The organism is Sneathiella aquimaris (assembly GCF_026409565.1).
Lineage (GTDB): Bacteria > Pseudomonadota > Alphaproteobacteria > Sneathiellales > Sneathiellaceae > Sneathiella > Sneathiella aquimaris.
This window is the reverse complement of the sequence record NZ_CP112881.1, coordinates 3,117,966-3,133,406: the sequence shown is the minus strand read 5'-3', so window position 1 is coordinate 3,133,406 and position 15,441 is coordinate 3,117,966. Positions and strand designations below refer to the sequence as shown.

Annotated in this window: 15 protein-coding genes; 10 read left to right on the top strand and 5 right to left on the bottom strand. The window is 49.0% G+C overall.

The window, feature by feature from the left end; all coding sequences use genetic code 11:
- Positions 1-103: 103 nt before the first annotated feature.
- The 7 genes from OIR97_RS14715 to OIR97_RS14685 all read left to right on the top strand — a co-directional run bounded on the left by OIR97_RS14715 (position 104) and on the right by OIR97_RS14685 (position 7,081).
- Positions 104-817: a transporter substrate-binding domain-containing protein gene (locus OIR97_RS14715; protein ID WP_169543000.1), complete on the top strand. Its 714-nt coding sequence runs from the start codon at positions 104-106 to the stop codon at positions 815-817.
- Between the two features lie 85 nt (positions 818-902).
- Positions 903-2,582, top strand: coding sequence for an energy-dependent translational throttle protein EttA (gene ettA / locus OIR97_RS14710; protein WP_169542999.1), 1,680 nt, complete (start codon positions 903-905; stop codon positions 2,580-2,582).
- An 80-nt stretch (positions 2,583-2,662) separates the two neighbouring features.
- Complete coding sequence (locus tag OIR97_RS14705) at positions 2,663-4,147, top strand: amidase (protein WP_169542998.1); 1,485 nt, start codon at positions 2,663-2,665, stop codon at positions 4,145-4,147.
- A gap of 15 nt (positions 4,148-4,162) precedes the next feature.
- Positions 4,163-4,732 (top strand): dTDP-4-dehydrorhamnose 3,5-epimerase, encoded by a 570-nt coding sequence (gene rfbC, locus OIR97_RS14700; protein WP_169542997.1) that lies wholly within the window; start codon positions 4,163-4,165, stop codon positions 4,730-4,732.
- The gene (rfbB, locus tag OIR97_RS14695; RefSeq protein ID WP_169542996.1) at positions 4,732-5,787 is read left to right on the top strand and encodes a dTDP-glucose 4,6-dehydratase; all 1,056 of its coding nucleotides are present in this window, start codon (positions 4,732-4,734) and stop codon (positions 5,785-5,787) included. The genes rfbC and rfbB overlap by 1 nt, the downstream gene beginning before the upstream one ends.
- The gene (rfbD, locus tag OIR97_RS14690) at positions 5,784-6,617 is read left to right on the top strand and encodes a dTDP-4-dehydrorhamnose reductase (RefSeq protein ID WP_169542995.1); all 834 of its coding nucleotides are present in this window, start codon (positions 5,784-5,786) and stop codon (positions 6,615-6,617) included. The genes rfbB and rfbD overlap by 4 nt, the downstream gene beginning before the upstream one ends.
- Before the next feature lie 11 nt (positions 6,618-6,628).
- Positions 6,629-7,081, top strand: a complete 453-nt coding sequence (locus tag OIR97_RS14685) for an acyl-CoA thioesterase (RefSeq protein ID WP_169542994.1) — start codon at positions 6,629-6,631, stop codon at positions 7,079-7,081.
- 18 nt (positions 7,082-7,099) lie between these two features.
- On the opposite strand, the gene OIR97_RS14680 is transcribed toward OIR97_RS14685, so the two are convergent.
- Entirely contained in the window at positions 7,100-7,552 is a 453-nt protein-coding gene (locus tag OIR97_RS14680; RefSeq protein WP_169542993.1) for an Hsp20 family protein, read from the bottom strand.
- Between the two features lie 196 nt (positions 7,553-7,748).
- On the opposite strand from OIR97_RS14680, the gene OIR97_RS14675 reads away from it, so the two are divergent.
- Entirely contained in the window at positions 7,749-8,192 is a 444-nt protein-coding gene (locus tag OIR97_RS14675; protein ID WP_169542992.1) for a DUF1465 family protein, read from the top strand.
- A 74-nt stretch (positions 8,193-8,266) separates the two neighbouring features.
- Here OIR97_RS14675 and rpmE read toward each other — a convergent pair whose 3' ends face one another.
- Positions 8,267-8,488 carry a 50S ribosomal protein L31 gene (rpmE, locus tag OIR97_RS14670; protein ID WP_169542991.1) on the bottom strand — a complete coding sequence of 74 codons (222 nt, stop codon included), beginning with the start codon at positions 8,486-8,488 and terminating at the stop codon, positions 8,267-8,269.
- A gap of 226 nt (positions 8,489-8,714) precedes the next feature.
- Here rpmE and OIR97_RS14665 point away from each other — a divergent pair, with 226 nt between their 5' ends.
- The gene (locus OIR97_RS14665; protein ID WP_169544284.1) at positions 8,715-10,460 is read left to right on the top strand and encodes an ABC transporter transmembrane domain-containing protein; all 1,746 of its coding nucleotides are present in this window, start codon (positions 8,715-8,717) and stop codon (positions 10,458-10,460) included.
- Between the two features lie 70 nt (positions 10,461-10,530).
- A complete protein-coding gene (locus tag OIR97_RS14660; protein ID WP_219821537.1) occupies positions 10,531-11,718 on the top strand; it encodes a CaiB/BaiF CoA transferase family protein in 1,188 nt (395 codons plus the stop codon).
- 5 nt (positions 11,719-11,723) lie between these two features.
- Here OIR97_RS14660 and OIR97_RS14655 read toward each other — a convergent pair whose 3' ends face one another.
- From OIR97_RS14655 to OIR97_RS14645, 3 genes are read right to left on the bottom strand one after another with little or no spacing between them, the layout of a single operon-like run.
- Positions 11,724-13,109: a peptidoglycan -binding protein gene (locus tag OIR97_RS14655; RefSeq protein WP_219821536.1), complete on the bottom strand. Its 1,386-nt coding sequence runs from the start codon at positions 13,107-13,109 to the stop codon at positions 11,724-11,726.
- 17 nt (positions 13,110-13,126) lie between these two features.
- Positions 13,127-14,323 carry a flagellar motor protein MotA gene (locus OIR97_RS14650; RefSeq protein WP_181017828.1) on the bottom strand — a complete coding sequence of 399 codons (1,197 nt, stop codon included), beginning with the start codon at positions 14,321-14,323 and terminating at the stop codon, positions 13,127-13,129.
- A 2-nt stretch (positions 14,324-14,325) separates the two neighbouring features.
- Positions 14,326-15,441 (bottom strand): OmpA family protein, encoded by a 1,116-nt coding sequence (locus OIR97_RS14645; RefSeq protein WP_169542990.1) that lies wholly within the window; start codon positions 15,439-15,441, stop codon positions 14,326-14,328.

Here is a 15,441-nt window from a genome sequence, read left to right as displayed (position 1 = left end):
CCTTGTTGAAGGACAAGGGATAAGGCAGTTGTAGTAGGGGGTTATGATAAATCTACAAACGGAATGGCCTATGTATAAAACTGTTCAATTCGTGTTGTACATCGTGAGTATATTTTTTGTGCTGGGAGGTGGGGCGAAACCTGCTTCAGCAGAACAGCTGGTTCTGTATGCTGTCAACTATCCGCCATACGAGATTGAGGAGCCTGAAAAAGACGGTTTGCTTGGTTTTGATGTAGATGTCGTAATTGAATCTTTCGCGCGTTCCGGCATTGATGCGGTTGTCTCTTTTATGCCCTGGAAAAGAATTATGCTTCTGGGAGAGGGTGGGGAGATTGCAGGGGCCGTTTCTTGTGCCTACCAAAAGAAACGGGAACGCTATTTCTATTTTACTGATCCGATCAGTACCAGTACACATTCCTATGTTTATACCGATCGCTACCGGGGAAAACCCCTGAAATCTGTGGAAGATGCCGACGGATTGAAAGTCGTTGTTGTATCCGGCTATTCGTCAGAAGCCGAGTTAAAGCGAGCCGGCGTGAATTATGAAACGACCAATACAGATAATCATGCTATCAGTCTGCTGCTGGAACGGTCTTATGATCTTTTTTATTCGACACGCGAATTCATGGAATATCAGGCGAAGAAAGGCGGCTATTCAGATCGTATCGGGTTTTTCGATTTGCGGAAATTGCAATATCATCTTTGCTTAAGCCGGATGTGGCCAGAGTCTGAAAAACTTGTCAGGCAATTTAATAAAGGCCTTGCCGAAATAAAGGCTGACGGGACATATGACCGAATTCACGAAAAATACCGCTGAAAAGGGAGCTTCGGATTGCTAAATCATTGCTGATTGGATACAACAACTGCAATAGATTTTTACCGAATTTCGGAGCATAAATTCCATGGCTTCCTACCAGTATATATACGTAATGAACGGCTTGTCGAAAACCTATCCTGGCGGCAAGCAGGTTCTTAAAGATATTCGTTTAAGCTTCTTTCCTGGCGCCAAAATTGGTGTTCTGGGTTTGAACGGCGCGGGTAAATCTACTCTCCTGAAAATTATGGCGGGTATCGAAACAGAATTCACCGGCGAGGCGTGGGCAGCAGAGGGCGTGAAAGTCGGCTATCTGGCGCAGGAGCCTGAGCTTGATGCGACCAAGGATGTGCTTGGCAATGTGATGGATGGCGTTGGAGAGAAAAAGGCGCTACTCGATCGTTTTAATGAGGTGTCAGCCCGTTTTGCTGAAGATCTGACCGACGATGAAATGAACGACCTCATCGCCGAGCAAGGTGACTTGCAGGAAGCCATTGACGCACAGGACCTTTGGGACCTGGAACGTCAGGTTGAGATTGCAATGGATGCCCTGCGTTGCCCAGCGGGGTCTGCTGATGTGACGACCCTGTCTGGGGGAGAGCGTCGGCGTGTGGCGCTGTGCCGTCTTCTTTTGTCCCAGCCTGATATGCTTCTTCTCGACGAACCTACCAACCATCTTGATGCGGAAAGTGTCGCCTGGCTGGAGCGTTTTCTGCACGATTACAAGGGAACCGTTGTCGCCGTTACCCATGATCGGTATTTTCTGGATAATGTTGCAGGCTGGATTCTGGAACTGGATCGCGGGCATGGCATTCCTTGGGAAGGCAACTATTCAAGCTGGCTGGATCAAAAAGAAAAACGTCTGGAGCAGGAAGGTAAGTCAGAAGACGCCCGTCGCCGGACATTGAAGCAGGAACTGGACTGGATCCGTCAAGGGGCCAAAGGTCGTCAGAGCAAATCGAAAGCACGTATTAGCGCCTATGAAGAATTGCTTGGGCAGGAAGCAGAAAAACGCGCTGATAATATGCAGATCTCTATTCCGGCCGGTCCGCGTCTGGGTGATCTGGTTGTTGAGGCTGAGGGGGTCAGTAAAGGCTTTGAAGATCGCTTGCTGATTGAAGATTTGAACTTCAAATTGCCACCGGGAGCGATTGTTGGTGTGATTGGCCCTAACGGTGCCGGTAAAACAACGTTGTTTAAGTTGCTCACAGGCGTCGAAAAACCGGATGCGGGATCGTTTAATGTCGGATCGACAGTGAAACTCGGATATGTGGATCAGGACCGCGATACGCTAGACCCGAATAAGAATGTCTGGGAAGAAATCTCTGAAGGTAATGAGATTATCTATCTTGGAAAACGTGAAATAAACAGCCGTGCCTATGTGTCTGGTTTCAATTTCAAAGGCGCTGATCAGCAGAAAAAAGTCGGCCAGTTATCCGGTGGTGAACGAAACCGGGTGAATTTGGCAAAAATGCTGAAATCAGGCGCTAATTTCCTCATGCTTGACGAACCAACCAACGATCTTGACGTTGATACATTGCGGGCACTTGAAGAGGCACTTCTAGAATTTGCTGGCTGTGCTGTGGTGATCAGCCATGATCGCTGGTTCCTTGATCGGATTGCGACACATATTCTTGCTTATGAAGGTGATAGCCATGTGGAATGGTTCGAAGGTAATTTCGAAGCGTATGAAGAAGACAAACGCCGGCGCCTAGGGGCTCAGGCCACTGAACCGCACCGTATTAAATATAAGCCGATTAGTCGATAAAGATGCCAGGACGAGCGCGTTCATATTTGTACCTGATTGTAATATCAGTTTAGTCTATAACTGTTTGTGGGGGGACAGTTATGGATCACTATTCAGAATATGATGCGCTCGGACTTGCTGAACTTGTTCAGCAGCGGCACATATCGCCAATTGAATTATTAGAGCTTGCAATCAAGCAAACCGAAGCGCTAAACCCGCATCTTAATGCGGTTATCTACCCATTATTTGAGCGCGCGCGTGCCGAGGCCCGGAATTTTAAAGATTATTCTGCCCCTTTTGCCGGTGTACCCTTCCTGATCAAGGATCTGATTTCCAGTTATGCAGGGGCTCCAACCAGTGCAGGCTGTAAGATTCTTCAGGCGATCAATGCTGATAATGACTCTGAGCTTGTCACACGCTTTAAAAAAGCAGGTCTGCTGATTTTCGGGAAAACCAATACACCAGAATTTGGTATTATGGGAATTACAGAGCCGCGTCTTTTTGGGGCCGCTCATAATCCTTGGGATCTGCAGAAAAGTACGGGCGGCTCAAGTGGAGGTTCTGCTGCGGCTGTTGCGGGGCGTCTGGTTCCTATGGCGCATGGCGGGGATGGCGGGGGGTCTATTCGTATTCCATCCTCTTATTGCGGTCTTGTGGGGCTGCTTCCCAGTCGGGGCCGGAACCCAATTGGTCCTGAGATAGGCGAGGCGTGGGGAGGATTGGCGCGAGAACATGTTTTAACCCGGTCCGTTCGCGACAGTGCGGCGATGCTGGACTGCCTTGCAGGTCCGGACGACGGTCCGCCATATGGAATAGAAGCTGGAACAGGATCGTTCCTGTCGGCGGCTAAGGCCCCGTGCCAGCCGCTTAAAATTGCCTATACAACAGACGCATTATATGGCGCTGAGGCGCATCCGGAATGTGTGAGTGCTGTCGAAAAAACCGTGAAGGTATTGGAAGACCTGGGCCATACGGTTGTTCAGGACAGGCCCGAATTCGATCGTCATTTGCTGGCTAAATCCTATCTACAGATTGTCTGTGCCTGGGTGGCATGGGAAATTGAAGAAAGTGCAAAAAAAGCCGGGAAAAAAGCAGAAAAAGGTGATTATGAGCTGACCAGTTGGGTCATGGGGCTTGTGGGTCGAAAAAATTCTGGATTTGATCTGACCAAAGCCATTCACGCCAGCCATTCAGCCGCCCGAATGATGGGTGAATTCCACAAAAAATATGATGTCTTTTTGACAGCGACAACAGCCCGCCCTGCGGCGGAGATCGGAGCCTTGTACCCTTCTGGGAAAGATGCTTTTTCGATGAACATACTTGCGGCGCTGCCTTTGAGAAGCTTGCTTAATCAGGCATTGGACGCCTTGGCGGAAGAGGCTCTTTCTGCAACGCCGAATACGCAACTTTTTAATCAGACAGGGCAGCCTGCGATGTCGCTCCCCTTGTTTGAAACCAATGACAAAATGCCTGTTGGTGTCCAATTCGCGGCCGCGTATGGTAATGAACGGTTGTTATATAGTCTTGCGGGGCAGTTGGAGGTTGCGATGCCTTGGCACCAGCGTAAGCCACAGCTTCTTGTTTGATGGAAAGAATTGGGAATGATTGATATTGAAGAAACCGCCATACCGGACGTCAAAATAATCCGGCCTAAGCGTTTTGGGGATGACCGTGGTTTTTTCTCGGAAGTCTGGAATGCGAAACGTATGAAAGAAGCGGGGCTGGTTGTTTCGTTTGTTCAGGATAATCACGCTTTTAGTGCTGAAAAAGGGACTATACGTGGATTGCATTATCAAACGGCTCCCAATGCGCAAGGCAAGTTAGTGCGCGTGACCCGCGGGGTGGCGCTAGACGTTGCTGTTGATATTCGAAAAGGCTCCCCCACATTTGCCAGGCATGTCGCCGTTGAGCTTTCTGCTGAAAACTGGGCACAGCTATGGGTGCCGCCGGGATTTGCTCATGGATACTGCACTTTGAGCGATAACGTCGAATTTTTGTATAAAGTAACGGGAGACTACAGCCCGGAGGATGAAGCTGGCATTCTTTATAATGATCCTGAGCTTGCCATTGACTGGCGATTGGGCGCGGTTACACCGATATTGTCTGAAAAGGATAAAATCCTGCCGCGTTTGGCTGATCAGGACAGGCTATTTGACTACGGAGATTTTTGATGACCATATTTGTAACAGGTGGTGCGGGATTTATAGGATCTGCTCTTGTCCGTGATCTTGTCTCTCAGGAAAAGGAGCGGGTGGTCACAATCGATAAGCTGACTTACGCTGGTAGTCTTGAAAATTTGACTGAGATTTCAGGCTCTAATAATCATGTGTTTGAAAAGACCGATATTTGCGACAGTCCAGCAATCGCAGCACTATTTCAGAAATACCAACCGAGAGCGGTCTATCATCTGGCCGCTGAAAGTCATGTGGACAGGTCTATTGATGGTCCTGCTGACTTTATTCAGACCAATCTTGTTGGCACCTTCGTTATGCTTCAGTCGGCGTTGGAATATTGGCGTGCATTGACAGGCCCGGAAAAAGAGGCCTTTCGTTTCCTGCATGTTTCCACAGATGAAGTGTATGGTGAATTAGGGCCTGAAGGGTTGTTCTCTGAAGCCAGCCCCTATGAACCCAGTTCTCCATATTCCTCCAGTAAAGCCGGGTCCGATCATTTGGCGCGTGCTTGGCAGAGAACCTATGGTCTGCCGGTTTTGGTGACAAATTGTTCAAATAACTATGGTCCGTACCAGTTCCCTGAAAAACTATTGCCTGTTGTTATTCTAAATGCGCTGGAAGGGCGGGAGATCCCGGTTTATGGAACTGGTGAGAATATCCGGGACTGGTTATATGTCCATGATCATTCAAGTGCGTTACAGCTTGTCGTGGAAAAGGGTTCTGTTGGGGAGACCTATATGGTCGGCGGTCGCGCTGAGCAGACCAACATTACAATGGTCCGGAAAATCTGCCAGATACTGGATCAAAAAATCCCAACGGATACCCCCCGTGAGAATCTGATTAAATTTGTGACGGATCGGCCGGGTCATGATGCGCGCTATGCTGTGGATTGTTCCAAGATCGAGCGAGAGCTCGGCTGGTCGCAATCGGTTTCACTGGATGAGGGACTGGAGAAAACAGTGTCCTGGTATCTTGATAATCTGGACTGGGTTCGAAGCGTCGGTGGTGGTGTGGAAAAAGACCGCCGTGGACTGGAAGGTAAATCTGCGTGAAGATTCTTGTCACAGGAAAAAATGGTCAGGTAGGATCGGCGCTCATGAAGGCCGCTGAAGCCAATCCGGATATCCGGATTTTTGGGTATGATCGATCTGAACTGGACATTTCCAATTCCGACCACATTCAGCACAGGCTTATTCAGACCGAGCCGGACGTTGTTATAAATGCCGCGGCCTATACAGCGGTTGATCGGGCGGAAGAGGATGTCGAAACTGCTTTTGTGATTAATCGGGATGGGCCGGAACTACTCGCCTTGTGCTGCGCTCAAAAAGATATTCCGTTTTTGCATATTTCTACGGATTTTGTTTTTGATGGACAAAAAGAAGGGGCTTATCTGGAGACGGATTCGTGTCAGCCAATTAGTATTTATGGGCGGAGTAAGCTGGCCGGAGAAAATCAGATAAAGCTGGCGTGGAAGAAGCATCTTATCCTGCGGACAGCCTGGGTGTTCGGTGGTCAGAATAATTTTGTAAAAACAATGCAGAAGCTGGGTGCTGAACGCCCTGAGATTTCAGTCGTTAATGATCAGTTTGGTGGCCCCACCTCCGCAACTGATATTGCCGCGGCATTATTGGTGATGGCGCAAAAAGCGATAGAAGCCGGTTTCAATGAATGGGGCGTTTATCATTATACAGGCACGCCGTCAGTTAGCTGGTATGAATTTGCCTGTGAAATTCTGAAAGATAATAGAGAATTGGTTATTCATCCCATTCCGACAACAGAATATCCCACGCCTGCAAGGCGACCATCCAATTCTGTCTTGAATTGCCAGAAGATTAGATCTGTTTTTGGTATCGAGCAGCCGGACTGGAAAACAAACCTATAAGAAAGAAAAAAATGGCACGAGAAGATTTTGGCTTTTTCTTCGACTTCAGAGTTCGATATTCTGAGATTGACGGTCAGGGGATTGTTTTCAATGCCCACTATCTGACCTATTTTGACACAGCGATTACAGAGTATCTGCGACGCCCGGATTTTAACTACTCAGAGTTTGTTAAACAGTCAGGCGCGGATTTTCATCTTGTAAAGTCATTGGTCAATTATGAGCGGCCCATTGAATTTGATGCTGAAATTCAAGTGGGGTGCCGGACCGAAAAAATTGGCAATAGTTCGATCACTTTTATTTTGGAAATTTTCGAGAAAAATGGCGACAAGCGCTATGCAAATGGAGAAATCATATGGGTGCTGACAGATCAGAAAAGCCATAAGACAATGCAGGTTCCCGACGAAATACGGGCTATTGTTCGGTCAATTGATCTTCAATACCAATTGGACACTGGCGCGGAATGATCCGCGCCAGTCCATTCTTTAGGCTGCTTTTTTACCTTCAAGCATTTTCTGCTTTTCGATTTTGATCGACCGAGGCTTGAGAGCCTCTGGTATTTCTCTATGCAGCTCGATATGCAGTAACCCATTATTCATTGAGGCACCAGCCACTTTTACCGTGTCCGCTAACTCAAAGGTCTGGGTAAACGCCCGTCCAGCGATTCCTTTGTGAAGATACTCGACACCATCTTCTTCTTCCACGACTGATTTACCCGTGATTTTGAGAGAATTCTGTGTCGCTGTAATCTCAATTTCGTCCTCAGAGAAACCGGCAACAGCCATCGTGATCCTGTAATGGTCTGGATCTTTCTTCACGATGTTATAAGGGGGGAATTTATCGGCAGTTGATGCCTGCTCCAACCCTTCAAAAAGTTGCCCAATCCGATCATATCCGATCGTTGAACGCATGAGGGGTGTAAAATCAAAATGACGCATTATCTATCCTCCTTCAGAGCAATATGTGCGTGGGCCTCCCGACGATCGGCGAAGCCCTGTTTTACGATCAGACCCGATAACGGCGCCTGATGACTAATATGTAGGAAGGAAGATTTTCTCATTCAAGAGGACAAAATAGAGAAAATTAACGAATAATGTCCTAAACTGATGATTGGAAAAGGCAGGAAGGATAACCATGGGACCTGGCGAGCAACAATCACGCGTACCTCAAGCTGCAGGCACCATTTTCTTTTCACGAACCTATGATGAGGCGCTTCGCTTGGTTATGGAAGCGCGAGAATACCTGCTGGGCCCGGGACGTATCGCCGTCAGAGACTTGTCGAGCGAGGGAAACTTCCGCTATGCAACAGAATCACTCCGCCTGACCACACGTTTGACCGAAACGATGTCGTGGCTGATGTTTCAAAGGGCGGTTCTCGAAGGAGAAATCTCACCTGAAGAGGCACAGGCAGATGAGTGTCACTTGCAATATCAGACAACCTGTCTTCCTGATGCCGATGAGGAAGAGCTGGAACTTCTGCCAGCGGGCCTGATTTCATTGCTCGAAAGAAGTGAAGCCCTTTACCGTCGAATTGACAGACTGGATAAGCAGGCCATTGCAAGTTTTCGAGACTCGTGACGCGGGCTATCGAAAGCCCAATAAAAAAGGCGCCGGTTAAGGCGCCATTTTCGTGCAGGTGTCTTTGATTGATCTTATTTAAGACCGAAACCAGAGAAACGCTTGTTGAATTTTGCAACACGGCCATCTTCACGAAGGCGCTGCTGCCCACCCGTCCATGCGGCGTGTGATGTTGGATCAATGTCCAATTTCAGTACATCGCCTTCAGAACCGTATGTGGAACGGGTTTCGTAAGTTGTACCATCTGTCATTTCGACTGTGATGGTGTGGTAGTCTGGGTGTATATCTTTTTTCATATCGCCTCTACCCTCACGGGGATGCTGGAATTCACTAAGCGGGCCTTATATAAAAGGTTCGGTAGTCTGGCAAGCAAAGATATGCGTTTTTCAGAATTTTCTTGCAAAAAAAACTGCTAAGTTTAAATCCAAAGGCTGAAAAGCACGGCTTGGAAGTGATAGAGTGACAAATACCCCGCAATTGGAAAATCCACAATCCACCGAAAAAGTGAAGTCTAGCCTGGTTATGAACCGGCTATGGAAACTTGGCCGATTCGTCTTCCCATACTCGAAACAGTTCATCGGTGCGATGATTGCGCTGGTCTTTGCATCCGCAGCCCTTCTTTTAATCGGGCAGGCGATCCGCTTGTTGCTGGATAATGGATTTTCAGCAGGCTCTGACAATCTGGATCAGTATTTCATAGGCTTGATGGCAGTTGTCGCCTTGCTGGCGGTTGCTTCTTTTGCGCGATATTATCTGGTTTCCTGGATTGGAGAGCGGGTGATCTCGGATATTCGAACGGCTGTATTCAGTCATATCCTGAAACTCAGCCCCGCATTTTTTGAAATGACCCGAACCGGTGAGGTCCTCTCCCGCCTGACCACGGATACAACACTCATTCAAACAGTCATTGGGTCTTCTGTATCTGTTGCACTTCGAAACCTTTTGTCTTTTGTGGGGGGCTTGGCGCTTCTCGTCTATACCAGTCCAAAGCTGGCAGGGATGGTTCTACTGGTGGTTCCTTGCATCGTTGTGCCAATTATTGTTTTCGGGCGTCAGGTTCGCAAGCTAAGCCGCGACAATCAGGATGGCATTGCACGCGTCAGTGCCCGTGCAGATGAAACCTTGCGATCTATCCAGACGTCTCAGGCCTATACGCACGAAGATGTCGACCGGCAGATGTTTAAGGAAGATGTGGAGTTTAGCTTTCGGATCGCGATTAAACGAATTCGGGCGCGGGCCTGGTTGACGGGGCTTGTTATCCTGCTGGTATTTGGCGCAATTGATCTTGTTCTGTGGATCGGGGCGAAAGATGTGGTCAATGGTGCCATGTCTCCCGGTACATTAGGGTCTTTCGTTTTCTACGCCATTGTCGTCGCCGGTTCTTTAGGATCACTCAGTGAAGTCTGGGGTGAACTTCAACGGGCGGCGGGTGCCTCTGAGCGCTTGCTGGAGCTGCTCACGCAGGATGTTGAAGTAAAGGCGCCTGATAACCCTGTGCCGGTCGCTCAGGAGCTTACAGAGGGGATCGAGTTTGACCACGTTCAGTTTCACTACCCGTCTCGAAAAGATACGGCTGCGCTGAACGATTTTTCTTTAAAAATCGAACCCGGGGAAACCGTGGCCATTGTCGGACCAAGCGGGGCGGGTAAAACAACTGTCTTTCAGTTATTGTTGAGATTTTATGACCCGCAGTCCGGACGCCTTCTGGTGAACGGTACAGATATCACTCAGGCTGACCCGAAGGCGATCCGATCGCTTACCGGTCTGGTACCACAGGACCCTGTGATTTTTGCGGATACGGCAATGAATAATATTCGGTATGGCCGCCCAGATGCCTCCGACCAGGACGTATATGCCGCAGCAGAAGCCGCAGCCTGTGATTTTATTGATGCGCTTCCTGAAAAATTTCAGACTGAATTTGGAGAACGCGGCATAACACTTTCTGGCGGACAGAAACAACGGATCGCCATCGCACGGGCTATTTTGCGAGATCCGGAAATTCTTTTGTTGGACGAAGCCACATCTGCACTGGACGCTGAAAGTGAAAGATTGGTCCAACTGGCGTTGGAAAATCTGATGAAGGATCGTACGACGCTGGTTATCGCGCACCGTCTGGCAACGGTTTTGAACGCCGACCGGATCGTTGTTTTGGAGAGCGGACGCGTTATCACGCAAGGCACTCATGAAGAGTTGATGAGAGAAGACGGACTTTACGCAAAATTGGCCCGTTTGCAGTTTGATATTGGTCGAGACGCGATGACGGTTTAGGTTATACAATAATTGAGGGGCGTAAAATCATCTCCTGTCACGGAAGATAACAATAATAAAGGAGTATCCCGTGGAATTGTTAAAAGATATTCGAGTTCTAGATCTCACGACCATGGTTTCAGGCCCGGTCGCGGCAACTATTCTGGCCGATCAAGGGGCCGACGTAATCAAGGTGGAGCCTTTGCATGGAGAGCAGATGCGCCATGTTCGGTCGTCGCATTTCGGTGTCAACCCGATGTTCTTTTCCTGTAATCGGGGTAAAAAATCAATTTCATTGAACCTGAAATCTGAACAGGGGAAAGAAGTTCTGTGGCGTCTGATCGAAACTGCCGACGTCTTAATTCAAAATTTCCGTCCCGGTGCAATTGAAAAAATGGGTTTTTCTGCGGAAAAAGTGCGGGAGAAGAACAAATCGCTTATCTTTGTCTCGATCAGTGGGTTTGGTGAAGAAGGACCCTATGCTCAAAAACGCGTTTACGATCCGGTTATTCAGGCCTTGTCAGGGGCGGCAGATATTCAGGGCGATCATAAAACGGGCGAGCCTCATCTTTTCAAATTGATTATCGCAGATAAAATCACGTCCCTTACAACATCGCAGGCTATTTCTTCAGCTCTCTATTCACGGGAGAAAACAGGGGAAGGCCAGCACGTTAAAATCTCGATGCTGGATAGCATGCTTTCTTTCTTCTGGCCGGAGGGGATGACAGGGCTGACATATGATGAGTATGAAGTCGACAGCTCTAAAAGTATGAGCGCGGTTGAGCCTATCTTTGCAACGAAAGATGGCCATGTTACGGCGGTGTCAATTGCCGATAGTGAATGGGCCGGGATGTGCCGGGCGTTCGGCCGGAGCGAATTGATTGAAGATCCCCGCTTTATCAACGCGATCGAGCGGTTTAATCATGCTGAAATCAGAAAGCAGATTGTTGCCGAAGAGATCGCCAAATGGACGAGCGAGGAAATCCTTGCGCGCCTGGATGCCGAAGATGTGCCCTGTGCGCCGATCCTTAAACGCGATGAATTAAAAGATCATCCGCAAATACAGACCAACGGGTCCATCCATACTTTTAACGTTCCAGGCTATGGAAATATTAATCAGGCACGGCCGCCCGCACAGTTCGAGCAAGCACCATTTGATGGTATGGACCTTGCCCCTGAACTTGGGGAGCATACGGCGTCCTTGCTTGAAGAGCTTGGATATTCGAAAGAAGAAATTGACCAGTTGTCTGAGGGCCGCGCTGTCCGGCTCGCTGAGTAAGGGGCCTAGCGTTCCGTCAGTTTCAGTTCGATCCGCCGGTTTCTTAAAAAGGCAATTTCATCGTCACGAGGATCGAGGGGTTGGAACTCACCAAACCCGGTGGGTGCCAGCCGTTCTGGCGGAACACCGCGGGCGATGAGGTACTTCGTCACAGACAAAGCCCGAGCGATAGACAACTCCCAGTTTGACGGAAATCGAGCTGTTTTGATGGGTTGGCGATCCGTATGACCGTCTACACGGAGGACCCAATCAATTTCATCGGGGATGGATTTTGCAATTTCCAAAAGTGTTCGGGCAAAGGTTGCCATGCTTTCGCGCCCCTGTGCTCCCAGTTCAGCCTCTCCCAGACCAAACAGGACTTCGGACTGGAAGACAAATCTGTCGCCAACCACGCTAATGCCGGGGCGATTTTTCAACACTTTGCGCAATTCACCGAAAAAATTGGAGCGATATTGCTGGAGTTCCTGAACTTTCTGGGCAAGCGCAAGATTAAGCCGTTTTCCAAGATCCGCAATCTGTGCTTTTTGTTCTTTATCCTTTGCTTCTGAAGTCTCTAAAGCGGTTTCAATTTTAGCAAGCTGCTCCCTTAGAGCATTAAGCTGTGCATTGAGAAGCTCCACCTGAGCCTTGGCCTCGATCGATATTTTTTCTTCTTCGCTAAGCGCATCCTGCGTTTGAAGATAGAGGGTTTGTAATTCTGCAAGTCGGATTTCACGCTCTTCAATATCTTTTTGCGCAAGAACAGTCCGCTCTTGTTCGTCGTTCAGACTTGCTTCAAGCTCCTTGCTTCTGTCGCGCAGCTCGCCAATTTCAATTTCCTTGTCGGAAAGTTTGCCGGCCAGCTTGCTGACACTGTCTTCAAGTTCTTTTCGAACGGCCTTCAGCGCGTCGATATCCCGTTTCAGGCTTTCAATCTCCTTGAGGTTCGCAGCGACCGTTTCCTTTTCGGCCTGAATTCTGGTTTCCGCCGCCTTCAGGGCCTCTTCAGTTTCTTTGGTTTTGGTTTCCTGCTTACTAAGTAACAAGGTTAGTTCGTCGCGTTTGTTTTCGGCGTCAAGGGCGCGAGCTGTCACGGTGTCCAACCGAATGATGGCAGCATCCCGCTCCTGATTGGATTTGGAAAGCGTAATGTTGATGTTGGTCAGATCACGCTGTAGGTCAGCGTTTGATTGTCGTTCCAATGCCAGCAAGTCCGCCAGTTCGTTCACTTGTTGATTAAGCTGTTCAAGCGCGGCGTCACGGCCGGAAAGCGCCTGTGATAAAAAGAACTGTGCCAGAACAAAAACGACCAGCAGGAAAATTATCACAAGCAGAAGAGTCGTCAGAGCATCCACGAAACCTGGCCAGATTTCGTAATTGGCGCGTTGTCCATTGCGTCTGCGTGCCATCATCTACCTCTCAAGGATACTCAACTGCGCCGGTCTTCTTCGGCAATAGCGGCGATGGTTCGCGTCAGAAGTTTAATATCGCTGCGAATTTCTTGCGTTATCTGGTTTCGCCCATCTGCGATATCTTCAAGAAGGCGGGCCATATATACGTCCAGGTTGCGTAAATGATTTCGGCTAGCCTGATCTAAACCGCCCTGTTCCTGAACCTGAGCCATTCTTTGCAAGACAGGTTTTAATTCCATCTGCCCTTCGACCAGCTTGACCATAAGGTCCTGCTCGGCGCGCATCTGATCCGTTAGCGCCGCGAGTTTCTCGCTGACAGAATTCATCGCATTCTCGCCAGAATGACGCCGATCTTCATTTCGGGCTAACGTCCGTTGCAGGCTGTCCAGACTTTCTGCTGTTTGTTCCAGCAAAGCACTGACATAGGCCGGGACACTTTGGTCCCCATCTGAAATCCCGGCGGGGCCAGCAGAGGAAAATCGGGTGATTGATGTCAGCCATTCTTCCAGATCTGTATAGAACCGGTTTTGTGCCTGTCCGGCCTGCATGTCCAGAAATCCCAGTACCAAAGACCCAGACAAACCGAACAATGAAGATGAAAAAGCAATCGCCATCCCATCGAGAGGTCGTTCCAGTCCCTTTTTCAGCTCATCAAAGATCGCTGTAAAATCTCCGTCACCCACATTCAAAGTGGATATTGCGGCGCCAACAGAGGAGACCGTTTCAAGAAGGCCCCAAAATGTGCCGAGCAGTCCCAGGAAAATCAATACATTGATCATGTACCTGGAGATATCTCGACCTTCCTCAAGGCGAGCGCTGATGCTGTCCAGCAAGGTGTTCATGGTAACCGCTGTCAAGCGTAACGGACCATTGCTTTCCCGAATAATGGTCGCAAGTGGGGATAGTAAAACAGGAGACGACTGCAGAGACATCCCGCCCTCTGTTTTCTTCAGGCTTTCGGACCAATTGATTTCCCGGTTGAGCATAAAGACCTGCCGAAAAATAAAGCCGATACCAAAGAACAGAACAGCAAAGATAAGACCGTTCAGATAAGGATTGGCGTAAAAGGCTTTTTCTGCGGGTCCAAACAGGAACACAGAGATCCCGGCTACAATCGCGATGAAAATCAGCATGCGAATAAGGTGGCGACGGGGCTTGTTTATCTTCGGTGTTCTCACGTCTCCTGACGTATTTAATCCTGGAAGTGTTGTCATGATTACCGCGCTATCACTATAAGGTCGACCCGATCAGGGGCGGATCCATCTGTTGGTTTACCAAGAGCCCTAACCTCAATCCGATTATTTGGGACGCCCAGTTTCATGAGTTTGGAGCGGACAACCAAAGCACGCCCAAGGGATAAACGCCGGGCAGCACTGTTGCTGCCAGCGTCAGCGAAGGAAAGCAGTTGAACCCGGTCTTCAGAGGATGAAATTTGCTCCGCCAGTTTTTTTAGATCGGCCTCTGCTGAACTTGGAAGGGTCGATGTATCCGGCGAAAAGAAAATTTGTTTCAGTTCTGTCGAATTCGCAGGCGGCGTCTGCATTTCAGGTACGACCTTCTTGGCGGCAGGGTCTATCGATTTTTGTGGCTCGATCGCGGCGACCTGCATGTCTTTCTGGTCGTCTTTAACTGACGGTGCCTCTACAACTTTTTGCTCTGGTGTTGTTTTTGCGGCCGTGGTCTCATTGCTTGAAGTCATGTCAGTCGCATTTGGCGAGCTGCTTTTCTTAGGCATGACTTCCTGTACCGGTTTTGCAGCGACGTCCGTTGTTTTCGTCGCCACTGCCTCCTGATTTGAAGGCTTCTTAACCGCTGGTGTCTCTGTTTCGGTTTTTGCCGTTGTTTGTTTTGGGGTTGCTACTGTTTTTTCGATATTTTTTGTTGGCTTTTCTGCAACAGTTTCTTCTTTTTTCTCAGACAGCTTCTTCATCTGAACCACAGGTTTTTCAGTTGGTTCAGGCTTTTTTTCAACCGTTTCAACTTTTTTGGCGATTTGTTTTTTACGAGGCGGTGCCTTTGCCGCTGATTTCCTTTTGGGCCGGCTTCCTGGCGGAACCAACTGAATGACTTCGTCGCCATCGACAATCCGGCTGCTCTTGGAATAGTCCTGAAGCGGCGCGCCTGCGGGTGAGGGGACCGATTGGTAAAGGGGGGGCTGCTGCGGGTAGACGGCGCCCATGTTAACCTGAACGGAAGCACCGCCGGGGCCGCCAATGACAACGGTTTGAGAGTGTGCAGGTAAAGAGATGAAAAGTGAAATTGCAAGAGCGGATGTGGCCAGCAAACGACTACGTTTCAACGTCTGGGACGTTCGTCTTTTGACATTCGCCAT